This is a genomic window from Sphingomonas sp. DC5200-1 (assembly GCF_049897245.1).
Lineage (GTDB): Bacteria > Pseudomonadota > Alphaproteobacteria > Sphingomonadales > Sphingomonadaceae > Sphingomonas > Sphingomonas aquatilis.
In genome coordinates this window covers 312,406-328,717 of the sequence record NZ_JAFCVW010000003.1, presented here as the reverse complement: position 1 = coordinate 328,717, position 16,312 = coordinate 312,406, and the positions used below count along the sequence as shown (strand labels likewise).

Annotated in this window: 14 protein-coding genes; 2 read left to right on the top strand and 12 right to left on the bottom strand. The window is 68.1% G+C overall.

From position 1 onward, the window contains the following. Nucleotides 1-65: 65 nt before the first annotated feature. The gene (locus ACP7A3_RS07745) at nucleotides 66-2,588 is read right to left on the bottom strand and encodes a penicillin-binding protein 1A (RefSeq protein WP_426256215.1); all 2,523 of its coding nucleotides are present in this window, start codon (nucleotides 2,586-2,588) and stop codon (nucleotides 66-68) included. 95 nt (nucleotides 2,589-2,683) lie between these two features. Between ACP7A3_RS07745 and ACP7A3_RS07740 the strand changes: the two genes are divergently transcribed. Then, nucleotides 2,684-3,394 (top strand): CPBP family intramembrane glutamic endopeptidase, encoded by a 711-nt coding sequence (locus ACP7A3_RS07740; RefSeq protein WP_426256216.1) that lies wholly within the window; start codon nucleotides 2,684-2,686, stop codon nucleotides 3,392-3,394. A gap of 96 nt (nucleotides 3,395-3,490) precedes the next feature. Here the strand turns inward: ACP7A3_RS07740 and ACP7A3_RS07735 are convergent, their stop codons facing one another. The 8 genes from ACP7A3_RS07735 to ACP7A3_RS07700 form a co-directional block, all read right to left on the bottom strand. Then, complete coding sequence (locus ACP7A3_RS07735) at nucleotides 3,491-4,252, bottom strand: ABC transporter permease (protein ID WP_426256217.1); 762 nt, start codon at nucleotides 4,250-4,252, stop codon at nucleotides 3,491-3,493. A 58-nt stretch (nucleotides 4,253-4,310) separates the two neighbouring features. Beyond that, complete coding sequence (locus ACP7A3_RS07730; protein WP_063687559.1) at nucleotides 4,311-5,240, bottom strand: ABC transporter ATP-binding protein; 930 nt, start codon at nucleotides 5,238-5,240, stop codon at nucleotides 4,311-4,313. A gap of 90 nt (nucleotides 5,241-5,330) precedes the next feature. Beyond that, on the bottom strand, nucleotides 5,331-7,019 hold the full coding sequence (locus ACP7A3_RS07725) for a sensor domain-containing diguanylate cyclase (protein WP_426256218.1): 1,689 nt from the start codon (nucleotides 7,017-7,019) through the stop codon (nucleotides 5,331-5,333). 67 nt (nucleotides 7,020-7,086) lie between these two features. Next, entirely contained in the window at nucleotides 7,087-7,800 is a 714-nt protein-coding gene (locus ACP7A3_RS07720; RefSeq protein ID WP_426256219.1) for a DsbA family protein, read from the bottom strand. Then, entirely contained in the window at nucleotides 7,797-9,170 is a 1,374-nt protein-coding gene (locus ACP7A3_RS07715) for a M48 family metalloprotease (protein ID WP_426256220.1), read from the bottom strand. Before ACP7A3_RS07715 ends, ACP7A3_RS07720 begins: the two co-directional genes overlap by 4 nt. Nucleotides 9,171-9,578: 408 nt before the next feature. Beyond that, the gene (glpX, locus tag ACP7A3_RS07710) at nucleotides 9,579-10,541 is read right to left on the bottom strand and encodes a class II fructose-bisphosphatase (RefSeq protein ID WP_294313400.1); all 963 of its coding nucleotides are present in this window, start codon (nucleotides 10,539-10,541) and stop codon (nucleotides 9,579-9,581) included. A gap of 171 nt (nucleotides 10,542-10,712) precedes the next feature. Next, nucleotides 10,713-11,540, bottom strand: coding sequence for a 2,3,4,5-tetrahydropyridine-2,6-dicarboxylate N-succinyltransferase (dapD, locus tag ACP7A3_RS07705; protein ID WP_426256221.1), 828 nt, complete (start codon nucleotides 11,538-11,540; stop codon nucleotides 10,713-10,715). Then, nucleotides 11,537-12,202: a pyrimidine 5'-nucleotidase gene (locus ACP7A3_RS07700; protein WP_017977548.1), complete on the bottom strand. Its 666-nt coding sequence runs from the start codon at nucleotides 12,200-12,202 to the stop codon at nucleotides 11,537-11,539. Before ACP7A3_RS07700 ends, dapD begins: the two co-directional genes overlap by 4 nt. A gap of 118 nt (nucleotides 12,203-12,320) precedes the next feature. Between ACP7A3_RS07700 and ACP7A3_RS07695 the strand changes: the two genes are divergently transcribed. Further along, nucleotides 12,321-13,319, top strand: coding sequence for an LLM class flavin-dependent oxidoreductase (locus tag ACP7A3_RS07695; RefSeq protein ID WP_043059885.1), 999 nt, complete (start codon nucleotides 12,321-12,323; stop codon nucleotides 13,317-13,319). Here the strand turns inward: ACP7A3_RS07695 and ACP7A3_RS07690 are convergent. The 3 genes from ACP7A3_RS07690 to ACP7A3_RS07680 form a co-directional block, all read right to left on the bottom strand. Next, nucleotides 13,279-13,956: an HPP family protein gene (locus ACP7A3_RS07690; protein ID WP_426256222.1), complete on the bottom strand. Its 678-nt coding sequence runs from the start codon at nucleotides 13,954-13,956 to the stop codon at nucleotides 13,279-13,281. The genes ACP7A3_RS07695 and ACP7A3_RS07690 overlap by 41 nt on opposite strands. Before the next feature lie 186 nt (nucleotides 13,957-14,142). Further along, a complete protein-coding gene (locus ACP7A3_RS07685) occupies nucleotides 14,143-15,540 on the bottom strand; it encodes a sensor histidine kinase (protein ID WP_063687545.1) in 1,398 nt (465 codons plus the stop codon). A 100-nt stretch (nucleotides 15,541-15,640) separates the two neighbouring features. Further along, nucleotides 15,641-16,306 carry a response regulator transcription factor gene (locus ACP7A3_RS07680; protein ID WP_017977544.1) on the bottom strand — a complete coding sequence of 222 codons (666 nt, stop codon included), beginning with the start codon at nucleotides 16,304-16,306 and terminating at the stop codon, nucleotides 15,641-15,643. Nucleotides 16,307-16,312 lie beyond the last annotated feature (6 nt).

Below are 16,312 nucleotides of genomic sequence, written 5' to 3'. Positions count from 1 at the left end.
GCGGCAAAGATGGTGCCCCACGAGGAAGATCCCAGCCTGCGCCGGGATGACGAACAGAATGTTCGCTAGTAGATTCCGCCTTCCCTTTGCAAGAAATCGCTGTCGCGCTGCGTGTTGGTGGCGCGTTGCGGGGCGGCGGCGGTGGCGGTGGCGGCGGGGGTGGGCCCGCGATGGATCGCGCGGCGCGGCTCGCTCTGCGGCTTGAACGCTTCCCAGATCACCGCCGCCTTGGGATCGGTGTCGGTCGGGAAGGTGCCGTAGACCGGGCGGCCGGTGGCGCGATCGATGCGGACCATGCGGATGCCGGCGGGGGCGCGGAAGGGGATCTTGTCGAGCCCCTCATAGGCCTTGACCGCGAATTCCTTGAAGATCGGCGCGGCGAAGGTGCCACCCTGCGCATAGCCGCCGAGGTTCGAGGGCGTGTCGTAGCCGACGTAGAGACCGCCGATGAACTGCGGCGTGCCGCCAACGAACCAGACGTCGGTCGGCCCGGTCGTCGTGCCGGTCTTGCCCATCATCGGCCGGTCGAGATCGCGCAGCACGACGGCGGTGCCGCGCTGGATGACGCCTTCGGTGATGTGGACCATCTGATAGGCGGTGAGCGGGTCGATCGCCTGGCGCGTGCGGTCGCCGGGGCGCGGCATCGGCTTGCCATTGTAGTCGGGCGCGTTGCAGCCGTCGCAGCCGCGCCAATTCTCCGGCCAGATGACCTTGCCGTGGCGATCCTGCACGAAGTCGATCAGCGTCGGCGCATGCGCGCGGCCCTGGTTGATGAGCGTCGCATAGGCGTTGACCATGCGGCTGACGGTGGTGACGCCCGCGCCCAGCGCATTGGCGAGATAGGGCTGGTAATCGCCGACGCCCATCCGCTTCATCACGTCGACGACGCGCGGCATGCCGGTGGTCGCGGCGGCGCGGACGGTCATCAGGTTGCGCGACTGTTCGATGCCCCAGCGCATCGTGTGCGGCCCCGCCCCGCGCGAATTGCCGAAGTTGCGGAAGCACTTCTGGCCCAGCCGCGCGCCCTGGTAGACGCAGAACGGGCCGTCGACGATGATGCTGGCGGGCGTCATGCCGTTTTCGAGCGCGGCGGAATAGACGATCGGCTTGATGGTCGATCCGGGCTGGCGCATCGCCTGCGTCGCGCGGTTGAACGCCTGCAAGCGGCTGTCGAACCCGCCCTGCATCGCGAGCACGCGGCCGGTCTGCGGTTCTTCGACGACGAAGCCGCCGCTGATCTTCGGCACCGAGCGGATGGCGTAGCCGCTACCTTGCGGCGCGACGGCGATGATGTCGCCGGCCTTCAGCGCGGCGAAGGCGGTGCCGCCCTTGCCCCGGACGGGCATCTGCGCCGCGCTGCGCGACAGCGTGCCGGTCTTGCCGTCGGCGAAGCCGATCTGCCACGCGTCACCGTCGCGCGCGATCACGATCGCGGCGCGCCAGTCCTTATAGTCGAGGCCGATGTTGGTGTTGAGCAAAGGCTGCAGCCAGCCGTCCGCATCGTCGAGGTCGACATGGCGCAGCGGGCCGGACCAGCCGCGCCCCGAATCGTAGCGGAGCAGGCCGTCGCGCAGCGCCTGCGCGGCCAGGTCCTGCAAGCGCGTATCGAGGCTGGTGCGCACCCACAGGCCGCCGGCATAGACGCTGAACGGTCCGTCGCGCTCGGTCTCGCCGAACTTGTCGATCAGCTGGCGGCGGACCTCTTCGACGAAATAGCCGCCGACGCGTTCGTATTTCGGCGTGCGGCGCAGGATGGTGCCGAGTGGTTCGGATACCGCCTGGTCGTGCTGGGCCTGCGTGATGAAGCCGTTCTTCAGCATCTCGCCCAGCACGTAATTGCGGCGCGCGAGCGCACGATCGGCGTGGCGGACAGGATCGTAGTTCGACGGGCCCTTGGGCAGGATGGCGAGATAGGCGAGCTGCGCGAGGTCGAGCTCGTTCAGCTCCTTGTCGAAATAGGCGTGGCTCGCCGCCTCGACGCCGAAGGCGTTCCGGCCGAGCGCGATCTGGTTGAGGTACAGTTCCAGGATCTGCGGCTTGGTGAGCGTGTCCTCGATCTTATAGGCGAGGATCGCTTCCTTGAACTTGCGGGTAGGCGAATATTCGTTGCCGATCAGCAGATTCTTGGCGACCTGTTGGGTGATGGTCGATCCGCCCTTGGCGCGGCGGCCGGTGCCGAACTTGCGCACGTAATCGATCACCGCGCCGCCGAGCCCCGGATAGTCGACGCCGTGATGTTCGAAGAAGGTCTTGTCCTCTGCCGCCAGGAAGGCGCGGACGAGCAGCGGCGGATATTCGGCGTAGCTCAGCTCGACGCGGCGTTCGCGGGCGTAGGACTGGATCGGCGCGCCGTCGGCGCCGCGGACGTTGGTGGGCAATGGCGGTTCGTAGCTGCGCAGCTGGTCGACCGAGGGCAATTGCCGCAGCACCGTCACCCACAGCACACCGTATCCGGCGACCGCCAGCACGGCGAGGATGGCAAGCCCCTTCACCCACCAGCGGCCCCAGGCGCGGCTGACGAGGCCACGCACGCCGCCGGCGTCGCGGGAGGCGGTGAATCGGCTGGTGCGGGGGGGATCGGACGCCATAGACTGGAGCGCGCATCTACACGGCTTTGGCCGCGCTTGCCAGCCTGTGGGCGGGCGGACTGGTGCGAAGGGGCACGAACCGATAGGCGGCGGCAATGCTGGTCGCGATCCTCCTCGTCCTGACATTGGGCTATCAGGCGCTGATCCTGTGGCGCGGGCAGCTGATGGCGGGGTGGCGGATCGGCTTTGCCGCGCGGCACCTGCGCTGGGCGTCGGGGCTGTGGCTGGGGTACGGCCTGCCGGCATTGCTGGGGCTGGCGGCGATCGGGGGATTGGGGGCGATCGGCGGCATGCCGCTTGCCTTCCTGCCGCTGGCGCAGACTCTCGGCCTGCCGCCGGGGGCTATTTCGGCGACGACGATCGCGCTGGGGCTGGCGGGCGGTAGCGCGCTGGGGCTGGCGCTGACGTGGTGGCGGGCGCGGCGCGGGCGCGGACCCTGGACGATCGGCGATGCCAGCGCGCTGCTGCCGCGGCGCGACGGCGATCTGTGGCCGGCGGCGGTGCTGGCGATATCGGCGGGGGTGACGGAGGAGCTGTTCTTCCGCCTGTGGTTGCCGCTGATCGTGACGCTGGCCTGCGGGTCGGGCGCGGTCGGGATGGGCGTGGGCACCGCCGCCTTTGCCGCCATGCACCGCTATCAGGGCTGGGCGGGGATGGCGGCGAACCTGATTGGCGGCGCGCTGCTCGCGGCGCTGTACCTGGGGACCGGCAGCCTGTGGGTGGCGATCGCGGTGCATGCGCTGGTCGACCTCAACGCGCTGGTGCTGCGGCCGTGGGTGGCGTCGCGGGTGCGGGCGGCGGATTGACGTCCCACTCCGTCACCCCGGCCGACGAGCCGGGGTCCCGCTGATCCCGACGCCGCGGAAGAAGCGGGACCCCGGGTCAAGCCCGGGATGACGGGGTCAGTTCTTCAGGCGCCAGCCGCTTTTGAAGATCCAGGCGATGATGGCGAGGCAGGCGATCAGGAAGCCCAATGTGACACCGAGGCTGAGCCCGATGTCGACGTCGCCCTTGCCGAAGAAGCTCCAGCGGAAGCCGCTGACCAGATAGACGACCGGGTTGAACAGGCTGACCGTCCGCCAGGGCTGGGGTAGCATGTCGATCGAATAGAAGCTGCCGCCGAGGAAGGTCAGCGGGGTGATCAGCAGCATTGGCACGAAGTTCAGTTGTTCGAAGCTCTTCGCCCAGATGCCGAGGATGAAGCCGAACAGGCTGAACGCGATCGCGGTGAGCAATAGGAACGCCACCACCGCGGCGGGATGATCGACGCGGATCGGCACGAAGAAGGCCGAGGTGACGAGGATGATGACGCCCAGCACCACCGATTTGGTCGCCGCCGCGCCGACATAGCCCAGCACCATCTCCATCGCCGAGACGGGGGCGGAGAGCAGTTCGAAGATCGTGCCGGTGAATTTGGGGAAATAGATGCCGATCGAGGCATTGCCGACGCTCTGCGTGAGCAGGCTGAGCATGATGAGCCCCGGCACGATGAAGCTGCCGTAGCCGACGCCGTCCACCGTCTGCATCCGGCTGCCGATCGCGCCGCCGAAGACGATGAAATAGAGGCTGGTGGTGAGCACCGGCGCGACGAGGCTCTGCCAGAGCGTACGCAATGCGCGGGCCATTTCGAAGCGATAGATCGCCCAGACGCCGTGGAGATTCATGCGCGGCCCGCCTTTCGGAAAGTCACAAAAGTCGCGCCGACGACGGTGTTTTGCGCGCTCATGCCCGCTCGCCCACCAGGTCGACGAAGATGTCCTCGAGGCTCGATTTCGAGGTTTCGAGGTCCTTGAACGCGATGTCGCGTGCGGAGAGTTCGCGCAGCAGCGAGGGGATGCCGGTATGTTCCTCGGTCGCGTCGAAGACGTAACGCAGCGTCTTGCCGTCGTTTTCGAGGCTGAGGTGCCAGCGGTCGAGGCCGTCGGGCACCGCCGACAGCGGTTCGACCAGAGCGAGGTCGAGTTCGCGCTTGCCGAGCTTCTTCATCAGCGCCGATTTCTCGTCGACCAGCAGCAGCTGCCCCTTGTTGATGACGCCGACGCGGTCGGCCATTTCCTCGGCCTCTTCGATGTAATGCGTCGTCAGGATGATGGTGACGCCGCGTTCGCGCAGGCCGTGCACCAGCTTCCACATGTCGCGGCGCAGCGCGACGTCGACGCCGGCGGTGGGTTCGTCGAGGAACAGGATTTCGGGTTCGTGCGCCAGCGCCTTGGCGATCAGCACGCGGCGCTTCATGCCGCCCGATAGCTCCATGATCTTGGCATCGCGCTTGTCCCACAGCGACAGGTCGCGGAGAATCTGTTCGATATAAGCGCTGTGGCCCGACCGGCCGAACAGCCGCCGCGAGAAGGTGACGGTGGCGAGCACGGTTTCGAACATGTCGACCGACAGTTCCTGCGGCACGAGACCGATGCGGCGGCGCGCGGCCTTGTAGTCGGCAATGGCGTCATGCCCGGCGACGTGGATCGTGCCGGTCGACGGCGTGACGATGCCGCAGATGATGCTGATCAGCGTCGTCTTGCCGGCGCCGTTGGGGCCGAGCAGCGCGAAGATTTCGCCCTTGTTGATCGTCAGGTCGACGCTGTGGAGTGCGGTGAAGCCGCCCTTATAGGTCTTGGACACGCCGGACACGGCGAGGATCGGTTCCGGCATCGTTGCGCCCCCTTTGCGGGGCGGGAGATAGGGTGCTCAAGCGGCTGGAAAAAGGGGGGCACCGATCCGTCTGCGATCGGCGCCCGTTCGTCATTCCGCTGCGAGGGGGATGTCCGCCATCGCGTCGCGGGCGCGGTCGGCGCTCATCACCCGGTTGCGACCCGCGGATTTGGCATCGTAGAGCGCGGCGTCGGCGGCGGCCATGAGCGCCGGGATCGTGCGGCCGTGCCGTTCCGACGTGGCGACGCCGAGCGATGCCGAAATCGGGAAATTATAGGCGCTCGACAGCTCGGCGATGCGGCTGCGGATCACCTCGGCACGGGCGACGGCGTGGTCGTGATCGCAATTGGGCAGGACGACGACGAGTTCCTCGCCGCCATAGCGACAGGCGACGTCGGTCTTGCGCAGCCCGACCAGCAGCAGCGGGCCGACGTCGCGCAAGATATTGTCGCCGACGGCGTGCCCGTGTTCGTCGTTGATGCTCTTGAAGTGATCGAGATCGATCATGATGATCGACGAAGCGGGCGCGGCGGGGCCGTTTCCGTCGAACAGCCGTTCGAGCGCGTCCTCCATGTAGCGGCGATTGTAGAGGCCGGTCAGCCCGTCGCGCAGCGCCTGGGTACGCAGGCGTTCGCGCAGCGCGATGTTCGACAGCGCGAGCGACATGCCATCGGCGAGCGCGGTGGCGACGAGGCGCAGTTCGCCGGTGTCGGCGGATTCGCCTTCCGGGGCGACCATCACCAGCATGCCGAGGATGTTGCCGCGCGCGATCATCGGCACTTCGATCGAGGCCGACGCGCCGTGGTGCGCATGCATGCAGCGCAGCGACTGGTCGCCATCGCCGTTGACGTGCGGCTTTCCCCGCTTCAGCGCCCAGCATTCGTTGGGCGTGATCGTCATCGGCAACAGCTGGTCGGCGCGCGCATCGCCCCATTGGGTGGACAAATGCAGCCGGTCGCCCGAATTGTTGAAGACGTACAGCGCGCCTAGCACGCTCGGCGCGAGCTGCGACGCGGTCGCCGACAGGATCAGGTTCGCGTCGCGATGATCCTCCGCCGCCTGCAGCATGTCGTGCATGCCGAACAGCAGCTCCAGCCGACGCCGGGTTGCCGCTTCGCTGGTCATCGCATCCAGGCGGCCGCGCGATTCGGCGATCACGCGGCGGTAGGACCGGCCGATCGCCAGCGCGAGCAGGATCACCGACGCGATCTGGAACCAGAACAACAGGTTGAAGATCATCCAGATGCGCTGCGATGCGGCCGCGGCATCCGCCCGGCTGCGATCGATCGCCCGCCCGACCGATGCCTGCACTTCCTCCATCGCCCGTTCGGCGGCGGGCAGCGTGAGGATGCCGACGGCGCGCGCGTCATCGTGCGTTTCATAGGCGGCGACGGTGCGGCGCCACCCCTGCACCAGCGTCTGGATTTCGCCGTGGATGCCCGGATCGAGCGCATAGCTGCGCTGATCGATGCGCAGGCGCGGCACGATCGTTTCGACGTCGCGCAGCGAGGTGTAGAATTGCGCGATCGCCTTGCCGTCGTGGCGGACGCCCGCGACGTTGTGGAGCGCATCCTCGGCGTTGGACAAAGCACGCGACAGATCGGCGAGCGCCGCGGCATGCGTGTCGAACCGGGTCCGCTGTTCGCGGCTGGCGTGGATCAGGGCGTAGGCGGTCAGCTGCGCGAGAACGATCGCGAGCGTCGCCAGCAGGATCGTTCGCGGTGCCGAGAACCGCCGGGATAGCGACCGGTCGAAATGCAAACGCTTGAAGACCGTCATGAAATGTCCTTTCGACAGGACTAGCATTCCGGACTTTGACAAAGTGCTAATGCGACGGCCGGTCCGCCTACCGCGCCCGTGCCGCCTGGATCGCCTTTTCGATTTCCTCGATCGGCAGGGCGCCGGACAGGATGCGGTCGCCGACCACCCAGCTGGGGGTGCCGTTCATGCCGAGCTTGACCGCGGTCTGCATGTTCTTGGCGATTTCGGCGGTGATGACGGGGCTTTGCAGGCCCGACAGGCTGACGCCCGCCTTCGTCGCTGCCGCTTGGATCGAGGCGTCGCTGACCGGCCCGCCGGCGTAGAGCGCGTCGTGGAAGGCCTGGAACTTGCCCTGCTGCGCGGCGAGCAGGCTGGCGCGGGCGGCGACGCGGCTTTCGTCGGACAGGATGGGCAGGTCGCGATAGACGACACGCAGCTTGGGGTCGCGCTTGATGAGGTCGGCGATCATCGGCAGCGAGGCGCGGCAATAGCCGCAATTATAGTCGAAATATTCGACCAGCGTGACGTCGCCCTTGGGATTGCCCGCCCAGGCGCTGCCGAACGGGGTTTCGATGTCGCGGCGGTTGGCGGCAACGGCCTGGCCCGATTGCTGGTCCTGCAGCTTCTGCATCGCCTGCGGGATAATCTCGGGATGGCTGAGCACGTAATCGTGGACGACGCGCTCGATCCGCGCCTGGTCGGGGCCGCCCGGCGAGGCGAAGCGATCGTAGCTCCAGACGGCGCCGGCGCCGATCACGGCACCAAGAGCCGCGATCAGCGGGAAAGTGTATCGGGTCATCTCTTCTTATATTTCTTGGGGTTGTCGTCCATGTCGTTCTGCGCGGCCATGGCGATGTCCTGCGCCCGAATCCAGTCGGGCGTGTTCTTCGGAATATTGGCGAGCGCGTAACGCGCGCTTTGCGCGGCGGTGCGCATGTCGCCGTCCATGCTGGCGCGCTCCGCGGTGGCGAGCGCGGCGCGCGCGGTGTCGCCGGTCAGTTCGTAGGCGGTGCCGAGCTGATACCAGGCGAAGGGGTTCTGATCGTCGCGGCCCGTGGCGACGCGCAGCACGCGGATCGCCTCGGGATAATGCGTCTTGTCTTCCGTCGCGATCAGCGCGTGGCCGAAGGTGGTGGCGATCAGCGGGTTGTTGCGTGACCCTTCGGTCGCGGCGCGCAGGGGCGCGATGGCGTCGGCGGGCTTGCCGGCTTCGAGCAGGATCTGGCCGCGGATTTCCTGGAAATAAGGGTCGTCGGGCTTGGCCTTGATCAGCGCCAGCGATTCCGCGTCGGCTTTGTCGGGATAGCCGGCCTTATGATAGGCATAGGCGCGCGCGTAATGCGCATAGATGCTGGTGTCGGTGTCGGGGAAGTCGCGCAGCGTCCGCTCGGGCGGCATGACATAGCCTTCGAGCTTCGCCTTGACGCGGCGGAAGCGTTCCTCGAGCGCCGGATCGGACGGCGTGTTCCACGACGGCGCGGCAGTGAGCACGGCGGTCAGATTGGCGATGCGCTCGCCCGACAGCGGGTGGGTCTGCATGAACGGATCGATATTCTCGACGCCGTACCGATATTCCTGCTGCTGCAACGTCTTGAAGAAGGTGAGCATCCCCTTCCCCGTGATCCCGGCGGTGTTGAGGAAGCGCGCGCCGGCGGCGTCGGCGGAGGATTCCTGCGTCCGGCTGAACGAGAGGTACTTGCCCATGCCGGCCTGCTGGCCGAGCGCCATCAGCCCCGCCCCCGCCTCGCCCGCGCCAGCCGCGACGGCGGCGAGGCCGAGGACCATCGACAGAAGCGTGATGTGCATCGCGGGCTTGATGCCGGCATCGGCGAGGACGACGTGCCCGTCGGCGATATGCCCGAGTTCGTGCGCGATGACGCCCTGCACCTGATTGGCGCTGGTCGCCGCCTGGAGCAGGCCCGAATGGACGTAGACGGTCTGGCCGCCCGCGACGAAGGCGTTGATCGAATCGTCGTTGATCAGGACGACCTTGACGTCGCGCGGCGACAGGCCCGCCGCCTTGACCAGCGGCGTGGACATGTCGGCGAACATCGCCTCCGTCTCGGCATCGCGCAGGATCGACTGGGCATAGGCCGGCTGGGCGGCCAGCAGCACGCTGGCGGCGGCGGCGATGACGAGGCGCTTCAGGGCAGGCACGCGAGCGATCATAGGCGGGCCGGGCGGCGGGGTCACGGGCAAACGACGGACGCTGGCGAGCATGCGACGGGTGGTTAGCGGCGGGCGGGTGAACGGGGGGTGAGCGGGGGTTCGGCTCACGCGAAGCCGCGAAGACGCGAAGAAGAAGAGGGGTGCGCGCAGAGGCGCGGAGGACGCGGAGGGGGCGCGGGTGCGGCGGCGTTGCTCGCTATTGTCTTGGAGGGTGCGGGCGCGCTGTCGCGCGATATCGGCTCTGCGTCCTCTGCGCCTCTGCGCGGGGAGCCGTCCCCAGGCGCGCCGTTCGCCCTGAGCCTGTCGAAGGGCGGCTGTCCACACGCATGGGCGGTGCGCGGGGCGATCGGCCCTTCGACAGGCTCAGGGCGAACGGAGGAGGGAGACGGGTCCCTCCCCCCTGCCCTTTTATGCCGTGCGGTGCTCGCCCTTGACCCAGCGGACGGTGCCGGTGGAGGCGCGCATGACGACGCTTTCGGTGGTCATCTTGCCCTTGCGGCGCTTGACGCCTTCGAGCAGCGAACCGTCGGTGACGCCGGTCGCGGCGAAGATGCAGTCGCCCTTGGCCAGTTCCTCGAGGTCGTACTGCTTGTCGAGGTCGGCGATGCCCCATTTGCGGGCGCGGGCGCGTTCGTCGTCGTTGCGGAACAGCAGCCGGCCCTTGAATTGGCCCCCGACGCAGCGCAGCGCGGCGCAGGCGAGGACGCCTTCCGGCGCGCCGCCCGAGCCCATGTAGACGTCGATGGTCGTGTCGGGATCGGCGGTGGCGATGACGCCCGCGACGTCGCCGTCGCCGATCAGCATCACGCCGACGCCCAAGGACCGCAGCTCGGCGATCAGCGCTTCGTGGCGCGGGCGGTCGAGGACGCAGGCGATGATCTCATTGGGGGCGACGCCCTTGGCCGCGGCGATCGCCTTGATATTCTCGGTCGGCGTCTTGTCGAGGTCGATGACGCCGGCGGGCAGGCCCGGGCCGACTGCGATCTTATCCATGTACACGTCGGGCGCGTTGAGCAGGCCGCCCGCTTCGGCGATGGCGAGCACCGCGAGACTGTTCGGACCGGCTTTGGCGCAGATCGTCGTGCCTTCCAGCGGATCGAGCGCGATATCGATCGCCGGGCCGTTGCCGCTGCCGACCTTTTCCCCGATGAACAGCATCGGCGCCTCGTCACGCTCGCCCTCGCCGATCACGACGGTGCCGTCGATGTCGAGTTCGTTGAGCGCGGCGCGCATCGCCTCGACCGCCGCGGCATCCGCCGCCTTTTCGTCGCCGCGCCCGGTCAGCGTCGAGGCGGCGATGGCCGCCGCTTCGGTGACACGCACCATTTCGAGGACGAGAACCCGGTCGAGGAGCGTGCTGGCGTCGGACATGGGAGCCTTCCGTTTAACGTGTATAACGGGCCTGATAGACGCTGGCGGGGCGGGGTACAACGCTGATTCGACCGGGGGGTGGCGGTGCGCCCGGTCATTCGGAACCGCGGCACTCGGAACCATCGTCACCCCGGCCTTGAGCCGGGGTGACGATGGGGGTTGGGTGGAAACTCAGTCGCGCAACAGGTCGTTGATGCTGGTCTTGCTGCGCGTCTGGGCGTCGACGCGCTTGACGATGACGGCGCAGTAGAGGGACGGTTTCCCGTCACCGCCGCCCATCGAGCCGGGGACGACGACCGCATAGGGCGGCACTTCGCCCTTGAAGACTTCGCCCGTCTCGCGGTCGACGATCTTGGTCGAGGCGCCGAGATAGACGCCCATCGACAGTACCGCGCCTTCGCCGACGCGGACGCCCTCGGCAACTTCGGCGCGGGCGCCGATGAAGGCGCCGTCGCCGATGATGACGGGGTCGGCCTGAAGCGGTTCGAGCACGCCGCCGATGCCGGCGCCACCCGACAGGTGGACGTTCTTGCCGATCTGCGCGCAGCTGCCGACGGTCGCCCAGGTGTCGACCATCGTGCCTTCGCCGACATAGGCGCCGATGTTGACGAAGCTCGGCATCAGGATCGCACCGGGGGCGACATAGGCGCCGCGGCGCACGACGCTGCCGGGGACGGCCCGGAAGCCGGCGGCGCGGAATTCCGCCTCGCTCCAGCCCGAGAACTTGCTCGGCACCTTGTCGAACCAATGGCCGGCGCCGGGGCCGTTATCGATCAAGCTGTTGTCGTTGAGGCGGAACGAGAGCAGCACCGCCTTCTTGAGCCACTGATTGACGCGCCAGCCGCCATTGCCGTCCGGTTCGGCGACGCGCGCTTTGCCCGCGTCGAGCAGTGCGAGGGCGCTGTCGACCGCATTGCGGACCTCGCCCATCGTGCCGAAGCCCAGATCGGCGCGGGCCTCCCACGCGGAATCGATGATGGGCTGAAGATCCTGGCTCATGATGCCTCCATGACATGTTGCAGCCACGGCGCGAGGTCGTGGACGGTGAAATCGATATGGTCGCGCGCGTCCTCCGGCCCCTGTTCGGAGCCGTTGTCGATCCAGACCGTGGTCATGCCGATCGCCTTGGCGGGCGTGAGGTTGCGCGCCATGTCTTCGAAGAAGATCGCGCGGGTGGGATCGATCGCGAAGGCGGCGCAGAGGCCGGCATAGGCCGAGGCGTGCGGCTTGGGCACGAGGTCCATCGCGTGAATGTCGTGCACCGCCTCGAACGCGTCGCCGAGGCCCAGGCGGTCGAGGACGCGCAGCGCATAGGGCTTGTCGCCGTTGGTGAAGACGAGCTTGCGGCCCGGCAGTTGCGCGATCGCGGCGGCGAGCGGGGCGTCGGCCTCCAGCACGTCCATCTCGATCGCATGAACGTCGGCGAGGAAGTCGTGCGGATCGACGTGGTGTTCCGCCATCAGCCCGGTCAGCGTCGTGCCGTGGCGGTGGAAATAGTCCTTCTGGAGCCGGCGCGCCTCGTCCCACGGCAGCTCGAGCAGGCGCGCGACATAATCGGTCATCCGCTGGTCGATCTGCGCGAACAGGTTCGCGCGCGCCGGATAGAGCGTGTTGTCCAGATCGAAGATCCAGGTGTCGATATGGGCGAGCGCGGGCAGCATCGCCGCGCGTCTAGGCGGGGCGGCGGCCCTGCACAAGCAAGGGCGGCGTGCTTTGGCTTGGGGCGGGACAAGCCACTCTATGATTGCGAGCGATCACTCGCATAACCATATTCGTGGCATGACACGCTTTTCCCTGCTCGATCTGGTGCCCGTCGTCGAAGGCGGCACCGTCTCGCAATCGCTCAGCCGTGCCGCCGACCTGGCGCGCCACGCCGAGACGCTGGGCTTCCAGCGCTATTGGGTGGCGGAGCATCATGGCATGCGCGGCATCGCCAGCGCGGCGACCGCGGTGGTGATCGGCCATGTCGCCGCCGCGACGAAGACGATCCGCGTCGGTGCGGGTGGGATCATGCTGCCCAACCATGCGCCGCTGATCATCGCCGAACAGTTCGGGACGCTCGACGCGCTGTTCCCGGGGCGAATCGACCTGGGTCTCGGCCGCGCGCCGGGATCGGACCAGCGCGTCGCGCAGGCGATGCGGCGGACGCTGGACAGCGACCCCAATGCCTTCCCGCGCGACGTGATGGAATTGCAGAGCTATTTTGCGGACGACGGGCGCACGGGAATCGCGGCGACACCCGGCGCGGGCGCGAACGTGCCGTTGTGGATTTTGGGGTCGAGCACCTTCGGGGCACAGCTCGCGGCGGCGTTGGGGCTGCCCTATGCCTTCGCCTCGCACTTCGCGCCCGACGCGCTGGATGCGGCGCTGGCGATCTATCGGCGCGATTTCCGCCCGTCGGCGCAGCTCGATCGGCCGTATGCGATGGCGGGGTTCAACGTCTTCGCGGCCGACACCGACGAAGAGGCCGAACTGCTGGCGAGTTCGCAGCAACAGTCGTTCGTCGCGTTGCGCACCGGCAATCCGCGCCAGCTGCCGCCGCCGGTCGCGGGCTATCGCGCCTCACTGGGGCCGCAGGGATCGGGGATCCTCGACCATGTGCTGCAATGTTCGGCGGTGGGATCGCCCGAGACGGTGGCGCGCCAGACCGCGGCGTTCCTTGAGCGGACCGGTGTCGACGAGGTGATGGTGGCGAGCGCGATCTACGACCACGAGGCGCGCAAGCGGAGCCTCGCGATCACCGCCGAGGTGTTGAGCGGGCTGGCGGTGCCTGCCTGACGCGCGCATGATGCGCGGCGCGGGCGAGCAGCGCGTCGAGGTCTTCGCGCGCGATGTCGAACGTCTCGTGCATCTCGGCGAGTGCCGCGTCGATGTCGCCATCGGTGAAGGGGGACGCTGGCACCGGCGCGACCCGGTGCGGATAGGCGTGGCCGGATATGCGGTGGAAGGCGAGGCCCGCGAGGACAAGCAGCGCCGAATCGAGCGCGACCGGCGATAGCGGAAACCACAGGCTGGCCGGCGTGTGGGCGGCGGTCAGCAGCACGACGCTTAAGGCCACCGCGCCGCCGGGCGGATGCAGGCAGCGCGCCAGCGACATGACGACGATCGCGCCGCCGACCGCGATTGCGGCCGCGAGCGCCGCGTGCGGTACGAGCGCGACCACCAGCAGCGCCCATAGGCCCGAAACGCTGTTGCCGCCGATCACCGACCAGGGCTGCGCGAGGGGGCTGGCGGGAACTGCGAACACGAGCACCGCGCTCGCGCCGATCGGGGCGACGAGCAGGGGCGAAATGCCCGCGTGGGTGGCGAGCGCGGCGATCAGGCCGGTGAACAGGATGCCGCAGGCGGCGCCAAGGCCGGCGCGGAGGCGGTCACCGAACTGGGCGCCGGCAAGGATCGGGCGGAAAGCGGGCATGGCGCGCGTTAGCGGTGGAGGTGTGGCGGCGGCAATCCTTTCCCCTTCTGTCCGTCACCCCGGACTTGTTCCGAGGTCCACTGGGCCGCTGGGGGGAGGCAAGAGGCTCGAGCGCCCCCCTCGCCGCAGAGTGGACCCCGGAACGAGTCCGGGGTGACGGGGGGATTGGGGCGGCGGTGCCGTGCCTCAGTTGGCGGCGGGTAGGCGCAACCGTACGAGCAACCCGCCGAGGTCCTCGCTTTCCTCCAGCGCGACGGTGCCGCCGTAGATTTCGGCGACGTCGCGGACGATCGCGAGGCCCAGCCCAGTGCCGGGCTTGCCCGTATCTAGGCGGACGCCGCGGTCGAAGATGCGGATGCGGTCTTCCTCGGGGATGCCGACGCCGTCGTCCTCGATCATCAGTTCGACGAAGCCCGCCTGCCCCGTCACCGTCACGAAGACGCTGCCGCCGCCGTACTTCGCCGCATTCTCCACCAAATTGCCGAGCATTTCGTCGAGGTCCTGCCGTTCGACATGGACCTGCAGATCCTTGGGCCCGGTGATGTCGATGCGGACGTGGCGGTACAGCCGTGCCACCGCGCGCTCGACCGATTCGAGGCTGGGCCAGACGTCGGCACGGCTGTGCGCGGAGCCGCGGCGGCCGACCGCCCGGGCGCGGGCGAGATGGTGGTCGACCTGGCGCCGCATCGTCCGTGCTTCGCGGATCACCGTGTCGGCGAGGTCTTCCGACTGGGCGGTCGCGGCGTTCATGATGACGGTCAGCGGCGTTTTCAGCGCATGGGCGAGGTTGCCGGCGTGGCGGCGTGCCTCCTCGGCCTGGCGTTCGTTATGTTCGATGAGCGCGTTCAGCTCCTCGACCATCGGCGCGACCTCGTCGGGCATGGCGGTGTCGATGCGGTTCGACTGGCCGGCACGCATGCGCGCGATCTCTTCGCGCACGCGGCGCAGCGGCCACAGCCCGTAGGAGGTCTGGAGCCACGCCAGCACGACGAGGCCCAGCCCGAGCAGCGCGAAGCTGCGTACCAACGTCCGCCGCAGCACGGTGATCTGCGCATCGAGCGCCGCACGGCTTTGTGCGACCTGGAAGCGCCAATGGATCGGAGAGCCGGGCAGCTGCGCGTCGCGCTCGACGATCCGCAGCTTTTCATCACGGAACTGACGGCTGTCGTAGATATGGACGTTGCGGTCATCATGGGTGGCGCCAAATTGCAGTCGGCGATCCCACAGCGAGCGCGAGGGGAAGACCGTGTCGCTGCTGCCCCGCGCCCCTGGCGCAGACACCTGCCAGTACAGGCCTGAATAGGGCTCGACAAATCGCGGATCGGTCGCGGCGTCGCGGCCGAACAGCACCTCGCCATCGGGTCCGATCTCCGACGAGGCGAGCAGCGAGCGCAGCACATATTGCAGCTGGTCGTCGAAGTTGCGCGTGACGGCGGAAACCAGCACGCGGTCGAGCGCAAAGCCGCCGCCGACGAGCAGCAGCCCGATCCACGCGGCCGCGATCAGGATCATGCGGCGCGACAGCGATCCGGTGGTCTTCGCCCGCTTGCTGGGCGGCGATTCGGCGAGCGGGGGGGTGTCCATAGACGTCTTCACGAAACCGTTCGCCCTGAGCCTGTCGAAGGGCAGTGAGACTCACCGTGCTTCGACAGGCTCAGCACGAACGGGGTGTAAGCGGCGCCGGTCAGGCGTCGGGGTCTTCGAGGCTGTAGCCGAGACCGCGGATCGTGGTGATGACGTCCTGGCCCAGCTTCTTGCGGATGCGCGTCACGAACACTTCGATCGTGTTCGAATCGCGGTCGAAATCCTGATCGTAGATATGTTCGATCAGCTCGGTGCGGCTGACCACCTTGCCCTTGTGATGGAGCAGGTAGCTGAGCAGCTTATATTCCTGCGCGGTCAGCTTCACCGGCTCGCCGGCCTTGGTCACCTTGCCCGAACGGGTGTCGAGGCGGACGTCGCCGGCGGTGAGTTCGCTCGACGCATTGCCCGACGCGCGGCGGATCAGCGCGCGCAGGCGGGCGATCAGTTCCTCGGTCTGGAACGGCTTGGCGACGTAATCGTCGGCGCCGGCGTCGAGCCCCGCCACCTTGTCCGACCAGCTGTCGCGCGCGGTGAGGACGAGAACGGGCATCGTCTTGCCTTCCTTGCGCCAGCGGTCGAGCACGGTCAGGCCGTCGATCTCGGGCAGGCCGAGGTCGAGGACGATCGCGTCGTAATTCTCGGTGGAGCCGAGGAAATGCCCCTCTTCGCCATCGGTGGCGAGATCGATGGCATAGCCCGCGCCTTCGAGCGTGTTCTTGAGCTGTGTCCCGAGATTCGGCTCGTCCTCGACGATCAGAACGCGCATGTCAGT

Coding starts and splice junctions, on each gene's coding strand:
- ACP7A3_RS07745 (WP_426256215.1), bottom strand. CDS start 2,588: ATGGCGTCCGATCCCCCCCGCACCAGCCGATTCACCGCCTCCCGCGAC.
- ACP7A3_RS07740 (WP_426256216.1), top strand. CDS start 2,684: ATGCTGGTCGCGATCCTCCTCGTCCTGACATTGGGCTATCAGGCGCTG.
- ACP7A3_RS07735 (WP_426256217.1), bottom strand. CDS start 4,252: ATGAATCTCCACGGCGTCTGGGCGATCTATCGCTTCGAAATGGCCCGC.
- ACP7A3_RS07730 (WP_063687559.1), bottom strand. CDS start 5,240: ATGCCGGAACCGATCCTCGCCGTGTCCGGCGTGTCCAAGACCTATAAG.
- ACP7A3_RS07725 (WP_426256218.1), bottom strand. CDS start 7,019: ATGACGGTCTTCAAGCGTTTGCATTTCGACCGGTCGCTATCCCGGCGG.
- ACP7A3_RS07720 (WP_426256219.1), bottom strand. CDS start 7,800: ATGACCCGATACACTTTCCCGCTGATCGCGGCTCTTGGTGCCGTGATC.
- ACP7A3_RS07715 (WP_426256220.1), bottom strand. CDS start 9,170: ATGATCGCTCGCGTGCCTGCCCTGAAGCGCCTCGTCATCGCCGCCGCC.
- glpX (WP_294313400.1), bottom strand. CDS start 10,541: ATGTCCGACGCCAGCACGCTCCTCGACCGGGTTCTCGTCCTCGAAATG.
- dapD (WP_426256221.1), bottom strand. CDS start 11,540: ATGAGCCAGGATCTTCAGCCCATCATCGATTCCGCGTGGGAGGCCCGC.
- ACP7A3_RS07700 (WP_017977548.1), bottom strand. CDS start 12,202: ATGCTGCCCGCGCTCGCCCATATCGACACCTGGATCTTCGATCTGGAC.
- ACP7A3_RS07695 (WP_043059885.1), top strand. CDS start 12,321: ATGACACGCTTTTCCCTGCTCGATCTGGTGCCCGTCGTCGAAGGCGGC.
- ACP7A3_RS07690 (WP_426256222.1), bottom strand. CDS start 13,956: ATGCCCGCTTTCCGCCCGATCCTTGCCGGCGCCCAGTTCGGTGACCGC.
- ACP7A3_RS07685 (WP_063687545.1), bottom strand. CDS start 15,540: ATGGACACCCCCCCGCTCGCCGAATCGCCGCCCAGCAAGCGGGCGAAG.
- ACP7A3_RS07680 (WP_017977544.1), bottom strand. CDS start 16,306: ATGCGCGTTCTGATCGTCGAGGACGAGCCGAATCTCGGGACACAGCTC.